This window comes from Pseudomonas taiwanensis, assembly GCF_013393345.1.
GTDB lineage: Bacteria > Pseudomonadota > Gammaproteobacteria > Pseudomonadales > Pseudomonadaceae > Metapseudomonas > Metapseudomonas resinovorans_C.
Genome location: NZ_QJRF01000057.1, coordinates 1 through 19,200 on the forward strand (window position 1 = coordinate 1; position 19,200 = coordinate 19,200).

Annotated in this window: 18 protein-coding genes; 5 read left to right on the forward strand and 13 right to left on the reverse strand. The window is 63.8% G+C overall.

Going from position 1 to position 19,200, the window contains the following annotated elements; genetic code table 11:
• Together pqqE and pqqF are read left to right on the forward strand one after the other, a co-directional pair.
• Nucleotides 1–1,103 (forward strand): pyrroloquinoline quinone biosynthesis protein PqqE (gene pqqE, locus DM872_RS12330; RefSeq protein ID WP_179059766.1); only part of this gene is annotated, 1,103 nt, incomplete at its 5' end.
• Nucleotides 1,104–1,107: 4 nt separating this feature from the next.
• Nucleotides 1,108–3,555 carry a pyrroloquinoline quinone biosynthesis protein PqqF gene (pqqF, locus tag DM872_RS12335; RefSeq protein WP_179059767.1) on the forward strand — a complete coding sequence of 816 codons (2,448 nt, stop codon included), beginning with the start codon at nt 1,108–1,110 and terminating at the stop codon, nt 3,553–3,555.
• Nucleotides 3,556–3,598: 43 nt separating this feature from the next.
• Here pqqF and DM872_RS12340 read toward each other — a convergent pair whose 3' ends face one another.
• Together DM872_RS12340 and DM872_RS12345 are read right to left on the reverse strand one after the other, a co-directional pair.
• Complete coding sequence (locus tag DM872_RS12340) at nt 3,599–4,354, reverse strand: SDR family NAD(P)-dependent oxidoreductase (RefSeq protein WP_256873388.1); 756 nt, start codon at nt 4,352–4,354, stop codon at nt 3,599–3,601.
• 9 nt (nt 4,355–4,363) lie between these two features.
• The gene (locus DM872_RS12345) at nt 4,364–5,131 is read right to left on the reverse strand and encodes an SDR family NAD(P)-dependent oxidoreductase (RefSeq protein WP_179059768.1); all 768 of its coding nucleotides are present in this window, start codon (nt 5,129–5,131) and stop codon (nt 4,364–4,366) included.
• Between the two features lie 210 nt (nt 5,132–5,341).
• Here DM872_RS12345 and DM872_RS12350 point away from each other — a divergent pair, with 210 nt between their 5' ends.
• Nucleotides 5,342–6,271 (forward strand): LysR substrate-binding domain-containing protein, encoded by a 930-nt coding sequence (locus tag DM872_RS12350; RefSeq protein ID WP_179059769.1) that lies wholly within the window; start codon nt 5,342–5,344, stop codon nt 6,269–6,271.
• A gap of 31 nt (nt 6,272–6,302) precedes the next feature.
• Here DM872_RS12350 and DM872_RS12355 read toward each other — a convergent pair whose 3' ends face one another.
• Together DM872_RS12355 and DM872_RS12360 are read right to left on the reverse strand one after the other, a co-directional pair.
• The gene (locus DM872_RS12355; RefSeq protein ID WP_179059770.1) at nt 6,303–7,166 is read right to left on the reverse strand and encodes an MBL fold metallo-hydrolase; all 864 of its coding nucleotides are present in this window, start codon (nt 7,164–7,166) and stop codon (nt 6,303–6,305) included.
• Between the two features lie 68 nt (nt 7,167–7,234).
• On the reverse strand, nt 7,235–8,260 hold the full coding sequence (locus DM872_RS12360) for a YeiH family protein (RefSeq protein ID WP_256873389.1): 1,026 nt from the start codon (nt 8,258–8,260) through the stop codon (nt 7,235–7,237).
• A gap of 92 nt (nt 8,261–8,352) precedes the next feature.
• Here DM872_RS12360 and DM872_RS12365 point away from each other — a divergent pair, with 92 nt between their 5' ends.
• A complete protein-coding gene (locus tag DM872_RS12365) occupies nt 8,353–9,225 on the forward strand; it encodes a LysR family transcriptional regulator (protein ID WP_179059772.1) in 873 nt (290 codons plus the stop codon).
• A 1,177-nt stretch (nt 9,226–10,402) separates the two neighbouring features.
• On the opposite strand, the gene DM872_RS12370 is transcribed toward DM872_RS12365, so the two are convergent.
• The 6 genes from DM872_RS12370 to DM872_RS12395 are packed head-to-tail and all read right to left on the reverse strand — an operon-like array spanning nt 10,403 to nt 15,862.
• The gene (locus DM872_RS12370; protein WP_179059773.1) at nt 10,403–11,521 is read right to left on the reverse strand and encodes an ATP-binding response regulator; all 1,119 of its coding nucleotides are present in this window, start codon (nt 11,519–11,521) and stop codon (nt 10,403–10,405) included.
• A complete protein-coding gene (locus tag DM872_RS12375) occupies nt 11,511–13,274 on the reverse strand; it encodes an ATP-binding protein (protein ID WP_179059774.1) in 1,764 nt (587 codons plus the stop codon). The genes DM872_RS12370 and DM872_RS12375 overlap by 11 nt, the downstream gene beginning before the upstream one ends.
• Entirely contained in the window at nt 13,234–14,238 is a 1,005-nt protein-coding gene (locus DM872_RS12380) for an ATP-binding protein (protein ID WP_179059775.1), read from the reverse strand. Before DM872_RS12380 ends, DM872_RS12375 begins: the two co-directional genes overlap by 41 nt.
• The gene (locus DM872_RS12385) at nt 14,235–14,633 is read right to left on the reverse strand and encodes an anti-sigma regulatory factor (RefSeq protein WP_179059776.1); all 399 of its coding nucleotides are present in this window, start codon (nt 14,631–14,633) and stop codon (nt 14,235–14,237) included. The genes DM872_RS12380 and DM872_RS12385 overlap by 4 nt, the downstream gene beginning before the upstream one ends.
• The gene (locus DM872_RS12390) at nt 14,593–15,015 is read right to left on the reverse strand and encodes an STAS domain-containing protein (protein ID WP_179059777.1); all 423 of its coding nucleotides are present in this window, start codon (nt 15,013–15,015) and stop codon (nt 14,593–14,595) included. Before DM872_RS12390 ends, DM872_RS12385 begins: the two co-directional genes overlap by 41 nt.
• Nucleotides 15,016–15,025: 10 nt before the next feature.
• Nucleotides 15,026–15,862 carry an STAS domain-containing protein gene (locus DM872_RS12395; protein ID WP_179059778.1) on the reverse strand — a complete coding sequence of 279 codons (837 nt, stop codon included), beginning with the start codon at nt 15,860–15,862 and terminating at the stop codon, nt 15,026–15,028.
• A 255-nt stretch (nt 15,863–16,117) separates the two neighbouring features.
• Here DM872_RS12395 and DM872_RS12400 point away from each other — a divergent pair, with 255 nt between their 5' ends.
• A complete protein-coding gene (locus tag DM872_RS12400) occupies nt 16,118–16,609 on the forward strand; it encodes a GNAT family N-acetyltransferase (RefSeq protein ID WP_179059779.1) in 492 nt (163 codons plus the stop codon).
• A gap of 18 nt (nt 16,610–16,627) precedes the next feature.
• Here DM872_RS12400 and DM872_RS12405 read toward each other — a convergent pair whose 3' ends face one another.
• From DM872_RS12405 to DM872_RS12415, 3 genes are all read right to left on the reverse strand, one after another.
• The gene (locus tag DM872_RS12405) at nt 16,628–17,020 is read right to left on the reverse strand and encodes a GFA family protein (RefSeq protein ID WP_179059780.1); all 393 of its coding nucleotides are present in this window, start codon (nt 17,018–17,020) and stop codon (nt 16,628–16,630) included.
• A 41-nt stretch (nt 17,021–17,061) separates the two neighbouring features.
• Nucleotides 17,062–17,334: a hypothetical protein gene (locus tag DM872_RS12410; protein ID WP_179059781.1), complete on the reverse strand. Its 273-nt coding sequence runs from the start codon at nt 17,332–17,334 to the stop codon at nt 17,062–17,064.
• 201 nt (nt 17,335–17,535) lie between these two features.
• Nucleotides 17,536–19,098 carry a BCCT family transporter gene (locus DM872_RS12415; protein ID WP_179059782.1) on the reverse strand — a complete coding sequence of 521 codons (1,563 nt, stop codon included), beginning with the start codon at nt 19,096–19,098 and terminating at the stop codon, nt 17,536–17,538.
• Nucleotides 19,099–19,200 lie beyond the last annotated feature (102 nt).

The following is a 19,200-nucleotide window of genomic DNA, read 5'->3' on the forward strand; positions in this document are numbered from 1 at the left end:
TCTGGCTGCTGGCCGAGCTGACCTACCGTTGCCCGCTGCAGTGCCCGTACTGTTCCAACCCGCTGGATTTCGCCCAGCAGGGCGAGGAGCTCACGACGGCACAGTGGATCGAGGTGTTCCGCCAGGGCCGCGAGCTGGGCGCTGCACAGCTGGGTTTCTCCGGTGGCGAGCCGCTGGTTCGTCAGGACCTGGAAGAGCTGATCCGCGCCGCCCGCGAGCTGGGCTACTACACCAACCTGATCACTTCCGGCATCGGCCTCACCGAGGCGCGCATCGAAGCCTTCAAGGACGCCGGGCTGGACCATATCCAGGTCAGCTTCCAGGCTGCCGACGAGGCGGTGAACAACCTGCTGGCCGGCTCGCGCAAGGCCTTCGCGCAGAAACTGGCGATGGCCCGCGCGGTGAAGGCGGCGGGCTACCCGATGGTGCTGAACTTCGTCATCCACCGGCACAACATCGACCAGATCGAGCGGATCATCGAGCTGTGCCTGGAACTGGAAGCGGACTTCGTCGAACTCGCCATCTGCCAGTTCTACGGCTGGGCCGAACTGAACCGCGCCGGCCTGTTGCCGACCCGCGCTCAGTTGGAACGCGCCGAAGGCATCACCAACCAGTACCGGGCCAAGCTGGCCGCCGAGAAGCACCCCTGCAAGCTGATCTTCGTCACCCCGGACTACTACGAGGAACGCCCCAAGGCCTGCATGAACGGCTGGGGCAGCCTGTTCCTCGACATCACCCCGGACGGCACCGCGCTGCCGTGCCACAGCGCGCGCCAGTTGCCGGTGCAGTTCCCCAATGTGCGCGAGCACTCGCTGCGGCACATCTGGTACGAGTCCTTCGGCTTCAACCGCTTCCGCGGCTATGACTGGATGCCCGAACCGTGCCGCTCCTGCGACGAGAAGGAAAAGGACTTCGGCGGCTGCCGCTGCCAGGCCTTCCTGCTCACCGGTGACGCCAGCAACGCCGACCCGGTCTGCGCCAAGTCGCGCCACCACGGCCAGATACTCGCGGCCCGGGAGGAAGCGGAACATGCCGCCCAGCCGCTGGAACAACTGACCTATCGCAACGAGAAGAATGGCCGGCTCATCGCCACGAGCCGCTGAAACCATGAACAGCCGACACGTCCCCGGACCCAGCCCATTGCGTACCCGCCTGGACAATGGCCTGGAGCTGGTTCTGCTCCATCAGCCCGGCCTTGGCAGGGCCGCTGCCGCCCTGCGGATACATGCCGGAAGCCATGATGCTCCGCAGGCCTATCCCGGCATGGCGCACTTCCTCGAACACCTGGTTTTTCTCGGCAGCGCCCACTTCCCCTCGGGACAGGGCCTGATTCCCTTCGTCCTGGCCCAGGGTGGCGAGGTCAATGCGACCACTCGCGAGCGCCATACCGACTTCTTCTTCGAGCTGCCGCGCAGCGCCTTCGATGGCGGGCTGGCGCGGCTCTGCGACATGATTGCCGCGCCAGCGCTGACCCTGCCCAGCCAGGAGCGGGAGCGCGAGGTACTGCATGCCGAATTCCTCGCCTGGTCACGCGCCGACGGGCGCAGCGCCCTGCCATTGGCGGCCAGCCTGCCCCGGAATCATCCTTCTGCGCGCTTCCATGCCGGCAATCGCTACAGCCTGCCGATCCGCCAGCCGGCTTTCCAGGCGGCGCTGCACGAACACCATCGCCATTTCTACCGAGCCGGTCAGAAGACCCTGGTGCTGGCGGGGCCGCAACCGCTCCATGAACTGCACTGGCTTGCTCAGCGCCACGCGTCCCAGCTTGACAGTGCCCCGCTGCTGACACGTCCAGCGACACCCGCCCTCTTTCCCCTGCGGCAAGGCCTTGCGCCCGCGCCTTCCGACTCCGACCTGAGCCTGGCCTTTGTCCTCGACAGCCTGCCGCGAGATGCCGAAATGGCCCTCGACTTCATCGCCTTCTGGCTGGCTCATGAGGGACCTGGCAGTTGGTTCGGCCATCTTCGCGAGGCCGGGATTGCAGAGCGGCTGGACCTCAAGACATCGAAGGTCGGAGACCGCCAGGCCATTCTGCAGCTCGACCTGCAACTGGCCCGACCGCCATCCGCCGACCAGCCGGATGCCGTGGCCCTGCTGTTCAGCTGGCTGGAATTCTTTGCCGGCCTGCAGGACAAGGACGCCTTGTTGGGCGAGTACGTTCGTGTGCAACTGCGTCAGTTGGAATCCATGGGACCATTGGCAGTGGCGCGGCACTGGCTGTGCAATGACCGGCAGTTGCCTGGTTCCGGCCGAAAGATACTGGCCGCCCTCCCCGCCGTTCTGGCGCAATTGAAGCCGGCACAGCTGGTGCATCTGCGCGGCGGTCTTGCACGCTCCCCCAGCGCGTCCTCAACCGAATGGCAGGTCCCCCCTGCCAACCGTTTCCTGCGCGAGGAGGAATGGCCCCGCATTGCGCCCGCCGACCTGACCGAGCACGCACCAGCCAGCCTGCGGATTGCACCTGATCCACCCGGCCCCGGCGGTCAGGGCGCACTCTTCCTGCGTTGGCGCGCCGCTTCGGCCATCCCTGCGCAACCCCGACTGCTGGCGATGCTGCGCACGAGGCTCGCCCCAGTCATTGCTGAAGCCCGGCAAGCCGGACTGGAAATCCGCCTGCTCCAGCAGCAAACGGATTGGGAGATTGCCTTCAGTGGAATCGCTCGCGTGATTCCATCGGCACTGCAAGCCGTACTCGAACGGCTCCGGGTCATGCCGACGCTATCGTCCGTATTGCCTGGGCCGGGGAAACCCAGGGGTATCCTCATCCAGCAAATGTTCCACAGACTGGATCAGGGCACAGAAGCGGATTCCACTTTCACCGCCGAGGAACTGGTGTGTGCATGGCATGACTTCTGGCAGTCGGCTGCCTGGGATGGGCTCGCGTTTGGGCTGGATGCCCGCACGCAGGCCCAGGTCATCGCCCAGACTCGTACGCTGCCTGGCCGATCCATCGGTCCGCTTCCCTCGATGGCCCCCAATCCTGCCGGATGCTGCTGGACACCTTTCGAAACCGCCGACCCGCAACACGTCCTCCTGCTGTTCTGCGCCCAACCCGGCCAGGACACGCTCACCGAGGCGACCTGGCGCGCGCTCGCGCAACTCATCGAGCCCGCCTTCTTCCAGCGCATGCGCACCGAGCTGCAATTGGGCTATGGCGTCCTGTCAGGCTATCGGCGAATACGTGGACGACCCGGCATCCTCTTCGGACTCCAGTCACCCTCCATCCCACCGGAGGAATTGCTTCATCTGATCGAGCACTTCCTCGCCGCATTTTCAGAGCCGCTGGCAACACTGAAACCGCTGATGCTCCGACACGGCATTGCCCAGCTCAGCACTCAATTCGACGACCCTCGCCAAGCCGCCGAACAGCAATGGCAAGCCTGCAAAGGCGGCCAGGTGCCCGGCCTGCAGCTTCTGCGCGATGCCCTGTCACTGTTGGGCGCGGATGACCTGTTGCTTGGCCTGGATGACCTGCGGCAATCGCGGAATGAATGGGTGTGCATGGCGAGTTGTAAACCGGGCGGCCCCACCCCTCTCCCGAAGGGAGAAGGGTGACTCGCGCTGGACCAACCATCCTCCAGACCCTGCGCACCCCCACTCAGAACGGCAACGGCAACTTCGCGGTTCGTCCCCCGTCGACGACGATCACCTGGCCGGTGATGAAAGCCGCCGCCTCGCTGGCCAGGAAGACGACGACGTTGCCGATGTCCTCCGGCTCGCCGGTACGTCCAACCGGGTGCAGCTTGAGCAGGCCGGCACGGGCTTGTGCGGGGTCGGGCTGTGCGTCGATGTAGGCGTGGCTGAGGTCCGAGTTGATCCACCCGGGGGCGATGGCGTTGCAGCGGATGCCGTCGCGTCCCAGGTCGACGGCCATGGCGCGGGTGAAGCCATGGACGCCGGCCTTGGAACCGCAATAGGCGGTGTGCCAGGGGTTGGCGCCGATGCCTTCGATGGAGCCGATGTTGACGATGCTGCCGCCCCGCACGCGCAACTGCGGCAGCAACGCCTTCGCCAGGAAGACCGGGGCGCGGAGGTTGACGGCCATCATCCGATCCCAGTCCTCTTCGTCCATCTCGTCGAGCGAGCGCTCGAACATGAATCCGGCATTGTTGACCAGGATATCGGCGCCACCGAATCGATCCTCGACGGCCCGCGCAATGATCGAGGGCGCGGTGCGCTCGGCCAGGTCGACCTCAACCCAGGCTACCTGCGGGTTGGCAGCCAGGCTGTCCTCCAGCGGTTGGCGCTGCGCGACCAGCACGCGGGCACCGGCTTGCAGCAGTTTTTCGGTAATCCCGCGACCGATTCCACGTCCGCCGCCGGTCACGACGGCCACCTTGTTGTTCAGCATCATGGACGTTCCTCAGCCTGAAACCGGTTTGGCGCCGGTGACTTCCACCGTCTCGCCAGCGATGTAACGAGCCTGGTCGGACGCCAGGAAGGCAATCACATCGGCGATGTCCTCCGGCTCGGCGATGCGCCCCAGCGGCACGGTCTTGTTCAGTTCCTCGATTGCCTTGTCCGGGTCCAGGCCACGGCGCTCGAAGCCGCTGCGGATCATCGGCGTGTTGATTTCATGCGGGCACACGGCATTGACGCGGATGCCCAGGGGCGCGCAGTCGCGGCCCAGGTTTTTCGACAGCGCAGCCACCGCGCCCTTGCTGGTGCAATAGGCGACGTGGCCAGGCCCCGGATAGGTGCCCCAGACCGAGGACGTGTTGACGATGGCGCCGCCGCCGCGCTGTTTCATATGGGGGATCGCGGCGCGGCAGAGGAAGAACACCGCGTTGAGGTTGACGTCCATCGCGGTGAACCACATGTCGTCGGTGGTCTCTTCGATGGTGCCGCGTGGAATGATGCCGGCGTTGTTGAGCAGGATGTCGACACCGCCGAAGCGCTCCACCGTCCGCGCAATGACCGCTTCGCAATACTCCTTCTCCCGGAGATTGCCGGCCAGGCAGTCGGCCTCTGCGCCGAGCTGGCGGGCCTGCTCGACCATCGCCTGGCAACCCTCGGCATTGAGGTCCGAGATCATCACGCGTGCGCCTTCTGCAGCGAATAGTTTCACCAGTGCCTGACCGACGCCGCCGGCACCCCCGGTTATCACGACAACTTTGTTTTCGAATCGCATGGCTTGCTCCCATCTACTGGTTGATCCGGGGTCGATCATCGATAGACGGCAAACCGCTGACAAACGAGTTTTGCGCGGGTTTCACTTAGCTTTTTGTTAAGTGGGAACGAGGGCTAATGATTAGAGGCTGGCAGCTGTATCGCGGGCATCTGTCATTCTCGATTGCGCTTTGGTTAACTGCCTCAAGTACCCGGCTCGGCATCTGCAACCATGAAAAACCTCAGACAGCTCCTTCCGCCCCTGAACGCGTTGCGAACCTTCGAAGCGGCCGCCCGCCATGGCAGTTTCAAGCTGGCGGCGGAGGAACTCTGCGTGACGCAGGCAGCGGTCAGCCGCCAGATACAGACGCTGGAAGACTTCTATGGCTTGAAGCTGTTCTTGCGTGGCAACCGCAAGGTCCAACTCACCAGCGAAGGACACTCGCTGTTCCTGGCAGCCTCCTCTGCCTTGCAGCACATCGCGACCACCTCCCGCGAACTGCTCCGCCGCAACAGCCTGGATTATCTGGCACTGATCACCACCACCGCCTTCGCCCAGCTGTGGCTGATGCCACGGCTGAAGCAACTGCGGGCCGAGCATCCGCAACTTCAGTTGCATCTGATCAGTTCCGACGCCAACCCGGACTACCAGGAGCGCTTCGGCGCCGCGGTGACCCTGGGTCTCGAAGAGCATCCCCAGTACGTGGCCGAGTACCTCTTCTCCGAGGAGATATTCCCGGTCTGCACGCCGGGATTCCTCGCACAGAACCCGCAGATCACCACCCTGGAGGGGCTGAAGAGCGTCACGCTGCTGAACCTCAGTGCCAGCCACTGGAAAGCGAGGCTCTGGGCACCGGTGGATTGGGCATTCTGGTTCAAGCAGTTCGGCGCCGACGCATCGACGGGCAAGGAGACCATGGACTTCAGCCACTTCTCGATGCTGCTGGACGCCGTGCAGGAGGAAGTGGGTGTCGGCCTCGCCTGGCGCCATCTCGTCCAGCCACAACTCGACGCCGGCAAGCTGGTGCGACCGACCCGCGAGTCCTTGCTTGCCAACGACCGCAGGCACTACTTCGTCTGCCGCCGCGACCTGGCTGGCTCGATGGAGATGCAGATACTCCGCGACTGGTTGCTGGAGCAAACGCAGGCGCTGCGGGGCTGACCGGGCCAGTTCCCGTATAAGCAGCCGACGCTCAGGTCTCGCACCGGTCCAGGCAACGATGGTGATCGAACGCGCAGTAACGTGACTGGCGATCTCGGGTGACTTTCGCCAGGGCGACAGCCGGGTCGCGCGCCAGCATCAGACGGCCGCCCGCAGCCACGATGTGATCCAGCAGGCTCTCCTTCTCTTCGACCAGGCATTCGGGATTGCGGTCGAAGGCGCTGGCCATGTCCAGATCCAGCCAATGCAAACCGGGGATGAGGTCGCCCGCGAACACCACAGGCCCGCCGGGCATTTCCAGTTCCGGGAGGAGCTGTCCCGGCGTGTAGCCGTCGCTGACATGGAACTTCCAGCCCTCCCCCATCACGTCGCAGGCGCAGTCCTCGACCAGTTCCAGACGACCGCTCGATTCGAGCTGATCGAGGATTTGCGGCACGAACCAGATGCGGTCGCGGGGATGCGGGCGCAGGGCACGGGACCATTGGCGCGCCCCGGTGACGTAAGCCGCCCTGGGGAAGAGCAGCCGGGGCGGGTCCCCGGCCTGGAAGGCGCTGCGAACATCAGGCGGCAGCAACGCCTGTACATGGCACAGGATCACCGTATCGATGTCGTCCTCGTCCAACCCCCGCTGCGCCAGGCTGTCGAGCAGGCCCAGCGGCTGCGGCTGGCAGCGGCAGGTCCTGGGAACCGGCGCGAGCAAGGGTTCGCTACCGGCCATGATCAGCACATTCCGCCCGGGCTCCTGCACCAGCAGGACACGCGAGCCAAGGGCGATCTGGTTGTCCGGGTCGGTCTCGACCCAGTCCGCCCAATGCTGGCGCGGCAGGCTGCCGAACATGCTGCCGCCATCCAGCTTGCGCATGCGGCCGGCCAGAACGGAAAGACGACGTGTCACGATTTCTACCTCATTACTTCAAGTGCGCGCGTCCTTCGCATGGATTCCCCGGGCTCGGTGCCGCGAGGTCAGATCAGGCTCAGCACACCGCCGACGATCATCAGTTGCGCGGTCAGGGCGAAGGCCAGCAACAGGGGCTTGAGTCCGGCCTTGCGCAGGTCGCTGAGGCGGGTACTGAAACCGAGCGCGCCCATGGCGGCGGCGAGCAGCAGGTCATCCGCGCCGACCGCCATTTGGTGCAGGTCCTGCGGCAAGGGCAGCCAGGAGTTGAGCAGCATGCAGACCACGAAACCGATGACGAACAGCGGCACCTTGACCGGAGCCACCGCGTGGCCCGGCGCGCTGCGGCGGGACAGCCAGACTCCCAGACCCAACAGGAACGGTGCCAGCAGCAAGACGCGAATCAGTTTGGCAACGATGGCCGCCTCGGCTGCCTGCGGGTCCATGGCCTGGCCGGCGGCGACCACCTGGGCCACTTCATGCAGGGTCGCCCCGGTGAATACGCCGAAGCCATGGCTGTCGCCCAACAGCGTCGGCGCGAGGGTGAACACCCAGGGGTAGAGCAGCATGCCCACGGTGCCGAAGAGCACCACGCAGGCGATGGCGATGGCCACTTGGTCATTGCGTCCCTTCACCATCCCGGCGCTGGCAAGCACAGCGGCGGCCCCACAGATGGCATGACCGGCGCCGATCAGGATCGCGGTCTCGCGCTCCAGGCGCAGCACCCGCGTGCCCAGCCAGATCGCCAGGGTAATGGTGGAAAGGATCAGTACGGCATCGATGACGAAGGCCTGTACGCCCAGCGCCTGGACCTGCTGGACTGTCAGGCGCAGGCCGTAGAGCGCGACGCCGAAACGCAGGACCGGCTGCTTGCAGAATTGCAGGCCGGCGCCGAGTGCGTCGTGGATGCGTCCGGAAGACAGGTTGCCGGCCAGCAGTCCCAGCAGCATGGCCAGGGTCAGCGCGCCAAGGCCCATTCCCTGCAGGGCCGAAGTCGTGGAAAGCCAGAGCGCCAGGCCGGCCAGCAGGAAGCTGACGCCGACCCCGGCGAGGAGGACGAAAGGCGAACGTTCAGTGCGACTCAGGACTAGCATGGCGATACCTCGCTTGTGGTAGCGCAAGCTTGCCGCGGCATATAACCTAAACGAAGCGACCTATTCTTATTGGTCATATCAGGAATGCTGATATGCAATGCCGCATCACCCTCCGCCAACTCGCCACGTTCATCGCCATCGCCGATCTCGGCAGCGTCACCCGCGCCAGCAAGGAACTCAGCCTCACCCAGTCGGCGGCGAGCATGTCCCTGCAGGACCTGGAACATCAGCTGGGTACGCGGCTGTTCGATCGCCACGGCAAGCGCCTGGTGCTGAATGAGCACGGGCGTCGCCTGTATCCCCGTGCGCAAGCGACCCTCGAAGGCGCCCAGGAGGTGGAATCGCTCTTCCAGCAGCAACTCGCCTGCCATCTACGCATTGGCGCCAGCACCACCATCGGCGGCTACCTGCTGCCGGAGAAACTGGCGGCCTTTCTCGAGGCCGAGCCGGACAGCCGCCTCGAACTGAAGGTGGAGAACACAGAGCGCATCGTCGAGTCGTTGTGCAACTTCACGGTGGACGTGGCATTCGTGGAAGGACCGGTGCAGCACCCGGACATCGACGTACGGCCCTGGCTTGAAGACGAACTGGTGCTGATCGCGGCGCCGAGCCATCCGTTGTCAAGGTTGAAGGCGCCAACAGCCGAGGAGCTGGCGAGTACACGCTGGATCATGCGCGAGCCGGGTTCGGGCACCCGGAACATGCTGGAACACCTGATCGGCCCCTGGCTGGGCAGCCCGCGCCAACTGCTGGAGGTTTCCGACGGCGAGGCGATCAAGCGTTGCGTGATTGCCGGTGCAGGCATCGCCTGTGTTTCCCGACTCATGGTGCGTGGCGAGCTGGCCCTGGGACAGCTGTGCACCCTGCCCTCCCCCAGCGGCCCGCTGAAACGCGTGTTCTATCGCGCCATCCACCAGGACAAGCAGCCGACTCGTGGTCTCAGGCGCTTCCTGGATTTTCTGTAGGGCGAAATGGCCTGACATCGAGCCAGCCTGCACCACCCTCTCCCCCGGCCCCCGCCCTGCGCCCCGGCCTGATCGCTTCGCGCTCAGGCGTTCATCTGCACTGGAAGCGGTGCTTCCAAAAGCGTGCCTCTTCACCCCGGAGGGCGAGGGGTGACGCCAGACGGCTCAGCCCTGTAGGGGCGAATTCATTCGCCAAGGCCACGCAGTGGCCCCTTCGGGGTTGATGGGTATCGCTCCGCTCCACCCATCCTACGAATCCGGTCCTGTGGGAGCGAATTCATTCGCGAAATGGTTCGGCACCGAGCCGGCCGGCTGCAACCCTCTCCCCCGGCCCCTCTCCCGGAGGGCGAGGGGTGACTCTCGGCCCACTTTCGGCACAGTCCTGTGGGGGCGATTTCAATCGCTATGCAGGACGCAGTCCTGTCTGCTCTTGTGGGAGCGAATGCATTCGCGAAATGGTTGGGCACCGCGCTAGCAGGCCACACCCTCATCCGAACGCGGCCCGCCCCGGCCCCTCTCCCAGAGGGCGAGGGGTGACTCCCAGCCCACCTCCGGCGCAATCCTGTGGGGGCGATTTCAATCGCTATGCAGGACGCAGTCCTGCCCGCTCTTGTAGGAGCGAATTCATTCGCGAAATGGTCGGGCACCGAGCCGGCCGGGTGCCACCCTCACCCCCGGCCCCTCTCCCGCAGGCGGGAGAGGGGTGACTCTCGGCTCACCTCCGCATCTCCCTGTGGGGGCGATTTCAATCGCTATGCTGGACGCAGTCCTGCCCGCTCTTGTGGGAGCGAATTCATTCGCGAAATGGTTAGGCACCGAGCCAGCCGGTTGCAACCCTATCCCCCGGCCCCTCTCCCGCAGGCGGGAGAGGGGTGACTCCCGGCTCAGCTTCGGCGCAGTCCTTTGGGTGCGATTTCAATCGCTAAGCAGGACGCAGTCCTGCCTGCTGTTGTGGGAGCGAATTCATTCGCGAAATGGTTGGGCACCGCGCTAGCCGGCCACACCCTCATCCGAACGCGGCCCGCCCCGGCCCCTCTCCCAGAGGGCGAGGGGTGACTCTCGGCCCACTTTCGGCACAGTCCTGTAGGGGCGAATTCATTCGCCAAGGCCACGCAGTGGCCCCATCGGGGTTGATGGGTATCGCTCCGCTCCACCCATCCTACAAATGGGGTACCGACTACGGGCTGACCGAGGCGATCGCAGCCGGCAGGCGCAACTCGACGCAGGCCAGGTCATTGGTGTTGCTGAATTGCACCCCGCCTCCGAAGCTTTCGGTCAGGGCCTTCACGATGGGCAGGCCCAGCCCCCAGCCCTTCGCATCGCTCTGGGTAGAGATGAAATACGGCGTGGCGAGGTTCTTCAGCACGTCATCCGGAAACAGGCCCTCGTTGCATACCGTGAGATGAACCCAGCCGTCCTTGCTGGTCTGGGTGATGCGGATCGGTGCGCCCGACTTGCCATGCTTGGCGGCGTTGCCCACCAGGTTGTCGAAGATACGCACGAACGCCGCCCGATCCCAGACCACCACACCGGAGTTCTCGTCCATTTCCAGTTCCAGGGGATTGGTCAAGTGCAGCGCCAGATTGGCTACGGCTTCGCGCAAGAGCGAAGGCAGGTCGAGCTGCGCCCCCACCAATTTGATGCCACCTCCTACGCTGACATGGGAAATGTCCAGCAGGTTGGCCACCATCTCATCGATGCGCTTCAGGTTGTTTTCCAGGATGGCGAGGAGTTCATCGGTGCGTCGCGACGGGTTGCTGCGCATCAATCCCGTGGCCATCACCGCAGCGGACAAGGGTGAGCGCAGGTCGTGGGTGAACGAGCGCATGAAGCGCTGCAGCATGATCTTCTCCCTGCTCAGCTGCTCGTTGCGCGCCTTCGCCCGATTGCGCTGCCGTTCGAGCCTTTCGACGCGGCTGTTGCTCTTCATCAGGCTGGCGATGGTCGCCATCACCTCTTCGGGATTGATCGGGTGGGTCAGGTAGGCCCTGGCGCCGGTATTGATCCCCTTGGCCTTGTCGCTGCTACTGACGAAGGTGGCGGAGATGTTGATGATCGCGGGCAGGCGCGACGGACCGAGTTGCTTCTCGGCCACCTGGATCAGTTCGAAACCGGTCATGTCGGGCAGGTTGATGTCGAGGATCACCAGATCGACGCCTTGCATCATCAGGGCAAGGCCTTCAGCACCGTTCCTTGCCTCGATGATCTCGAAACCCGGGTCGTTGGTGACGATCTTGCGCAGTACATAGCGGTTGGCTTCGAGGTCGTCGATGATCAGGACTCTCTTAGTGTCCATCGCTTTGTTCCTCCGTCAGGCGCCGCACATGATGCAGCACCTGCTCGCTGTAGTCCGGCTGGGACTTTTGCAGGATCGCCCGGCTCTGGCGGCCGAGCCGCTCCAGGCTCGCCTCGTCGAGAATCTTGGCGGTACAGATCAGAACCCTTGAATGCAGGCTCCAATCCATGCTTTCCAACAGGTCCTCCCCAGCGATGTCGGGAAGGTCCAGGTCAAGGAAGATGATGTCCGGCCGTACGGCGAACAGCTTGTCGATGCTCGATGCCGCATTGGCGGCCTCGAAGATCACCGGGTGATAGGGCTGCAGCAGGCGCGCGAGGAAGTAGCGATCCGCCTCGCTGTCGTCGATCAGCAGAATGCTGACGCCGGACAGGTCGAGGTTACTCGCTTCGCTGCTGGCTCGGTCATGAAAGCGAGCGATGCGCAGCAGGAACCGGCTGCCTCGCCCCAGCGCGCTGTCCACGCTGATGTCGCCGTGAAGCAGTCTCGCCAGGCGCTGAGCCAGCGGCAGGCCGAGGCCGGTACCCTGGACCTTGGCCTGGTCATGGCCACGCACCCGCAGGAACTCTTCGAACACCCGGACATGATTTTCCGGCGCGATACCAATGCCGGTGTCTTCCACCAGGAACTCCACGCTTTGTTCGTCCGGCCGGTAGATGCGCACGCAGACCTTGCCACTGGGGGTGTACTTGAAGGCGTTGTCGATCAGGTTGCGCATGACCTGGAACAGCCTGTGCCGGTCGGTCTCCAGCTCCACGTCGCAAGGCGCGCTGTCCACTTCCCACTGCAGCAACGGGAAGCGCAAGGCGATGGCACTGGTGAACTGGCGCAGCTCATGGACGAAATCATCGAGGGTGAAACGCACGGGAATGATCTCGATTCGTCCGGACTCGGCCTTGGACAGGTCAAGCAGGTCATTCACCACGGCCGAGAGTTCGGCAGCGGCTTCGCTGATGAAGGTCACCTGCTTGTACTGCTCCTGATTGAGCGTACCGTCGACACCCTGGAGCAGCAGCTTGCTGATGTTTTCGACGATGTTGATCGGGGTGCGGATCTCATGGGTCATATTGGTGAAGAAGCGACTCTTCGACTCACTGGCCTCGCGCACCTCCTCGTTGGCCTTCTCCAGTTCGGAATACAGGGCGACCACCCCCTTGTTGGTGTTTTCCAGCTCCACGTTGATGGCTTCCAGCTCGATCTGCTTGTTCTGCAATTCCGATGTGGTGAGCAGCAGCTCGGTACCGCGCACCTGAAGCTCGATATAGGGGTCAGCTGCACCTTCGGCCTGCAGCTGGGCACGAATCTCGTTGGTCTGCGACGAGGAAGGAAATGGGCGCGCAGGGAAAATCACCTTGCGTGCACGAATTTGCGTTCCGCTGGACGAAGTGCGTATCTCGAATTCGTCCATCAGCCGCTGTGCGCCCCGCAGGCCGAGGCCCATGCCGGTGGGCGAGACATAGCTGCCGTCGAGGATCTGCTCGATGCTGTCGATACCCGGGCCCTCGTCCATGGCCTCGAAACACAGGTGGCTCAACTGGCCTCGGGTATCCGCCGAAAGATCGAAATGGAAGGTTCCCCCGCCAGCGTACTGATAGATATTGCGCGCCAGCTCCGACACTGCCGTGGCAAAGCGGATCTGTTCGATCTGTGGCAGGTCGAGCCAGCCCGCGACGCGCCGGGCACTCTGGCGGCAGGCAACGACATCGACTTCCTCACGGATGTGGATGCTGGCGATGCGTTGCTTCTTCTGCATATCGGGTCACTACCACAGTGGCGTCGTCGTTATGGCGTTTGAAGTCGCGGTGAATCACCGCGGCGATTACCGCAGGATGCCGCATCGTCAGGCCGGAATAGCTGGCCAGGTCATGGCGGGTGCTGATCCCGTCGGAGGCCAGCAGCAACAAGGTGGAGGGCGTCCACGGATAGCTGAAGCTGCGGATCTTCCCGATCCGATAGCCCACGGTGCCATTGCCGGAAACCATGCTGCGGCTGCGGCCGTCATGCAGTAAGCCGGCAATGTTGCCCATTCCGCAAAAGCGCACCTGGGCCTGATGGGGCAGGACTTCGGTCAATGCCACCGCTCCGCCTCGGGTCGCCATCAACGCCCGGTGCAAACATTCGAGCAGGGTTTCCAGCGAGAGGTTCAGGTCATGTTTGAGGAACAGCTGGCAGGCCCTGTTGCTGGCCGCGTTGGCAGCGTGACCGTGGCCGAGGCCGTCACACACCATCACCCGATTGCCCTTGACCGCCCAGGCATCGCCACTCACCGTTTCTCCCGGATAGGGCGTACAGATGCCGCCCACCAGCCAATCGCTCGCCGTTGCTTGCAGGCGGAACTGCGCGAGCACGGTAGTGCCCTGCCCTGGCTGGGAGTAGATGTCGAACAGGTCGGAGAGCCGGCTGATTGCCCCGAGGCCAGCGCCCATGGTCCCGCTGGTCGAGTAGCTGTCGGCCAGGCAGCGGGCCACGTCGGTCATGCCCGGCCCCCGGTCGACGGCAAGCAACTCGAGGCGATTCGGGTCCTGGGAGAAGAGGATTTCACCGCCCTTGGCGTGAATCACCAGATTACGCGCCATTTCCTGGATCACCACGGCAAGGCGGTCCAGCACCGATTCGTCGGTACATACCTGGCGCGCATGGCTGACTATCGAGCGGCGCACGGCGTCCGCATGGGCCAGATGGGTAACGGCATGAACCTGCGTGGCCTGGCCGTTCATTTCCACTTCCACATTTCAACCGTGGTGCCGCTGCCGGGCTCGCTGCGGATCGAGAACTCGTCGACCAGCCGTCGCGAACCGCTGAGCCCCAGCCCCAGCCCATTACCCGAGGTGTAACCATCGCGCAGCGCCTGTTCGATATCCGCTATGCCGGGGCCCTGGTCGGTGATGACCAGGCGCAGCGCTGCACGTGCCTCACGCTGGGTGATCTCGATAAGGCATTCGCCGCCACCGCCATAGAGCAGTGCGTTGCGCCCGATTTCACTGGCTGCGGTAACGATCTTGGTCTGCGAGACCAGCCCGAGGTTGGCCTGCGCGGCGGCTTTGCGAACCTGCTGGCGGACGACAACGATGTCAGTTTCCTGCTTCAGCGGGAGCGTCTGTGTCGTCGTCACGTTCGTGCTCCCAGGGCTCGTCGTCGCTCAGGCTGGTTTCGAGCCAGCGCATGCCTTTTTCGATATTCAGTGCCGTGGCGATGCCTTCCAGCGAGAGCCCCAGCTCCACCAGTGTGATCGCCACTGCCGGCTGCATGCCGACCACGATCACCTTGGCGTCGAGAATCCGCGAGACGTTGGCGATATGGGAAAGCATGCGCCCGATGAAAGAGTCGACTATCTCCAGGGAGGAAATATCGATCAGCACGCCTTTCGCCCTGTGCCGCACGATCTGGTCGGTCAGGTCCTCCTGCAGGTCCATGGCCAGTTGATCGTGCATGTCGACCTGGATGCTGAGCAGCAAGTACCTGCCCATTTTGAGAATCGGGATACGATCTACCATGCTGGCTTCCTCAGCGAGACAAGGTGCTGCTGACCACACGCATGTCCATCTGTTTCAGGGCCATCTTGAAGGCGTCCGCCAGGGAAGCCTTGGTCACGACATCACCCAGCTCCACGCCCAAGTGGACGATGGTTGCGGCGATCTGCGGGCGGATACCGCTGATGATGCATCTGGCACCCATCAGCTTGGCGGCGGTGATGGTCTTGAGCAGGTGCTGGGCGACCATGGTGTCGACGGTGGGCACGCCGGTGATGTCGATGATGGCGATATCCGACTCGGTTTCGACGATCTTCTCCAGCAAAGACTCCATCACGATCTGCGTGCGGTTGCTGTCCAGCGCACCGATCAGTGGCACGGCCAGCACGCCGTCCCACAACTGGACCACCGGCGTGGACAATTCCAGCATGCTCTCCTGCTGCTCGCGGATCACCGTTTCCCGGCCGGCTATGAAGTATTCGAGGCTGAACAGGCCCAGTTGGTCGATCAACCTGCTGACTTGCCAGAGCGCCTCGACGGAATCGCCCTCCTGCATCAACTCGAACAGCGGTTCCTTGAGCGAGAAGACGAAGGTGGCGGTTTCGGAAGGGCTGAATCCCTGGCGGGCCTGGGCCACCGACAGGCGTTCCAGCTGCAGCTTCAGCGGTTGCCACGCGGCTGCTTCGAAGCTGTCGGAGCCTTGTGCCAGGGCCATGGTGAAGGCCTTGAGCAACTCACGGGAGTTCTCTTCCACCGCCCGCTCGTCAATCAGGTCCAGGCGAATCCCGGCTGCCCGCTGGGCCGCCAACCACTTCTCCAACAGTTGCTGTTCGTTCCGTTTGAAAAGCTCGGCAAGCAAAGACATGGACATTGTTTTGTTCCTGCTGAGATGGGATTGCCGTGTTCACGGCCGAAGTTGATCGCCGCGGATCAGCCTGGAGAGGGTCCAGTAACAGTAGGTTAGGACCGACCATATGCCAGCCGGTGGCGCTCGATGCAGACGGTTGGCAGTCCACGACTCGCAACTCGCGCCCCGGTCGCTGTATGGAGATTTCAGCTTCGATCTGGACCTATCACTGACCTGTGCTCCGCCCTAGGATCGACAACTCCGTACCCGGTTCGTGCAATGAAAAAGATTCCCGAAGATATCGATTTTTCAGGGCTGGAGGCACGTCGACTTCAGCCGGAAGACGTTTCGATGATTTGCCGGCATCGCGAAGCCATGTTCCTCGAGGCGGGGGGCGTTCCGTCGGGTTTGCGGGTGATGACCGAGCACTTCCGCCCCTGGCTGCACGAGCGCCTCGCCGATGGCCGTTACTACGGGTTTGCCTTGATGGACGAGGGACAGCCCGTGGCCGCGATAGGCCTCATGAGCATCGACTGGCCCCCGCATCCGGCCCATCCGGATCGGGACCAGCGCGGCTATGTGCTGAATGTTTTCGTCGAGGCGGCCTATCGACGCCGAGGCCTGGCCTCCGCGCTGATGAAACTGGCGGAAGCCGAGTTCGAAGAGCGTGGACTGAGCTTCGCCGTGCTGCACGCGACCGAGGCAGGCAGACCGGTCTACCAAGAACTGGGCTGGGCCGCGACCAGTGAAATGGCCAAGGCAATCGGCTGACCGGGCTGCTGCCCCGCCCTACTCATCGAAACGCCCGGTGGGGTCACGATCGCGCTCGTAGTGTCGCGCTAGCGGGAATGCCGGCAACCAGGATTCGCGCCGGACGATCCAGCTTTCGTAGGTCGGCATCAGTTGGTCGGGGGCATCCAGGGCACCCAGGTGCACTTCGATTTCGTCTGAGCTGCGGGCAAAGACGGATGAACCACAGCGGGGACAGAAGAATCGACCGGCATAGTCACGGGTTTCGCCATCGATGGTTACCGCATCCTGGGGGAACACCGCGCAAGCGTTGAATAGAGCTCCATGATGCTTGCGGCAATCGAGGCAGTGACAGAGGCCGACCCGATACGGGAGCCCCGACGCCACGATTCGGACATTGCCGCAGAGGCAACCGCCGGTGAATCGGTCCATGCCGCGTCTCCTCTGAAGCGACAGGAAGACCTGCAACCACCTCAGCCGGACTTCGTCTCGACCGGGTCCTCGGCCGGCAGGTCTCCGACAATGGCCTGAATCTCGAACAAGAGCTGCTCGATCGTCCTATCAAGTGCTCCCGGCCCTCGGAGCTCGGCCATCCTGATGCCCGTTATGCGTATCGACTCGCGCGAGCTGCTTCGCCGCAGGCGGATCTCGATGACCTGGCCCAAACCGAACTCGCAAAGGACCTCGAACCCAGGCAGCACCAAATCCACCTGGGTTTGAAGACGTTGTTGAAGCAGGCGCTTCATGCTGCCTCCGGACGCGATCCTGCGGCCATCAAGGCAATTTAGACAACGGGATTCGCTGCATCTGCTCCGGGGAATTTCGCACCGTTCGTCTGCCGGTAGGAGCGAGCTTGCTCGCGAACGGTTCGAGCACGTTCTTTCGCGAGCAAGCTCGCTCCTACAAAAAGGCAGGGATCGAGGTTTGCAATGTTGGGTTTCGCTTCGCTAATCCGAAGCGGCCGCTGGATCACGGAGCGCGGCGAGCGGTTCATGCGCCACGCTCACCTGCCGCTCGCTCAGCAGTGCCTTCCACAGCGACACGCACAACCCCAACATCACCGCCAGGAACGGCGCGGCGAAGATGATGGCTGCGGTCTGCAGTGCGACCAGGCCGCCCATCACCAGCAGCACCGAGGCCGCCGCACTGCTCAACGTGCCCCACAGCACCACCAGCCAGCCCGGCGGCTTCAGGCTGCCGCGCGCGCAGAGCATGCCCATGACGATGGAACCCGCGTCGGCTCCCGAGATGAAGAACACGCCGACCAGCACGATGGCGGCAAACGAAGTCAGTGCCGCAGCGGGGTACTGGCCCAGTAAGGTGAAGAGCGCCACCGCCGGTCCCTGGTCGTTCACGGCGGCGGCGATGCCGCCAGCGCCTGCCAGCTCCGAGTACAGGGCCGCGCCGCCCATGATCGCGAACCACACCATCGTGACTCCACTGGGAATGAAGATGACGCCGATGACGAACTCGCGAATGGTGCGGCCTCGGGAGATCCGCGCGATGAAGGTGCCGACGAAGGGCGCCCAGGAAATCCACCAGGCCCAGTAGAAGATGGTCCAGCCAGCGAGCCACTTGCCATCGCTGAAGGCTGCGGTGCGGAACGACATCGGCACCAGCTCCCGGAGGTATTCGCCTATCGATGCGACCAGCGTGTTCATGATGAATACGCTTGGGCCTACCGCCGCCAGGAACAGCAGCAACAACACCGCGACCACCATGTTGACGTTGCTCAGGAACTGCACGCCCTTGCCCACGCCGGACACCGCGGAAAGGATGAACAGCACCGTCATCACCGCGATGATCGCCAACGCAATGCTGTTCGATTCGCCGGTGTGCCACAGGTAGTTGAGACCGCTGTTGATCTGCTGCGCGCCCAGGCCGAGGGAGGTGGCGGTGCCGAACAGCGTGGCCAGGACGGCCAGCATGTCGATCGACTTGCCCAATGGCCCGCGAACGCCCGCCTCGCCGATCAGTGGCGTGAAGGCGCTGGAGATCAGGTTCGGCAGCCCTTTGCGGAACGAGAAGTAAGCCATCACCAGGCCGACGATGGCGTAGATCGCCCAGGGGTGGAAAGCCCAATGGAAGTACGCGTAGCCCATGGCCACCTTGGCCGCCTCCCTGGAGTGCGGCGGCGCCAGGTCGTTGGGCAGCGTCGAAAAGTGTGTGATCGGTTCGGCCACACCCCAGAACATGAGGCCGATTCCCATGCCGACACTGAACATCATCGCAATCCACGACGACGTGCTGAACTCGGGTTCTTCGTCATCCTGGCCCAGCCTGATCCGGCCAAAGCGGCTGAACGCGAGGAACAGCGCGAAGCCCAGGAAGAATGCCGTGGAGAGCACGAAGCTCCAGCCGAACCAGTCGATGATGGTGTTCAGCAGCGCCTGTGACGCCGTCGCCATGGCCGCGGGCGCGAGAGCCCCCCAGGTGACCAACGAGGCTGAAATCGCAGCCGCCCCCCAGAAAACGACCTTGTCGACGGGTGATCCAGGTGTCTTGTGCATGGGCCTCCTCAAGCTTGAATGCCTTTCTTCTTGTTAGCGGTGAAACCTGCCGTGGCGGGCGACGGTCAGTGCCCCGCGATGGTCGCGCGACCTGGCAAAGGC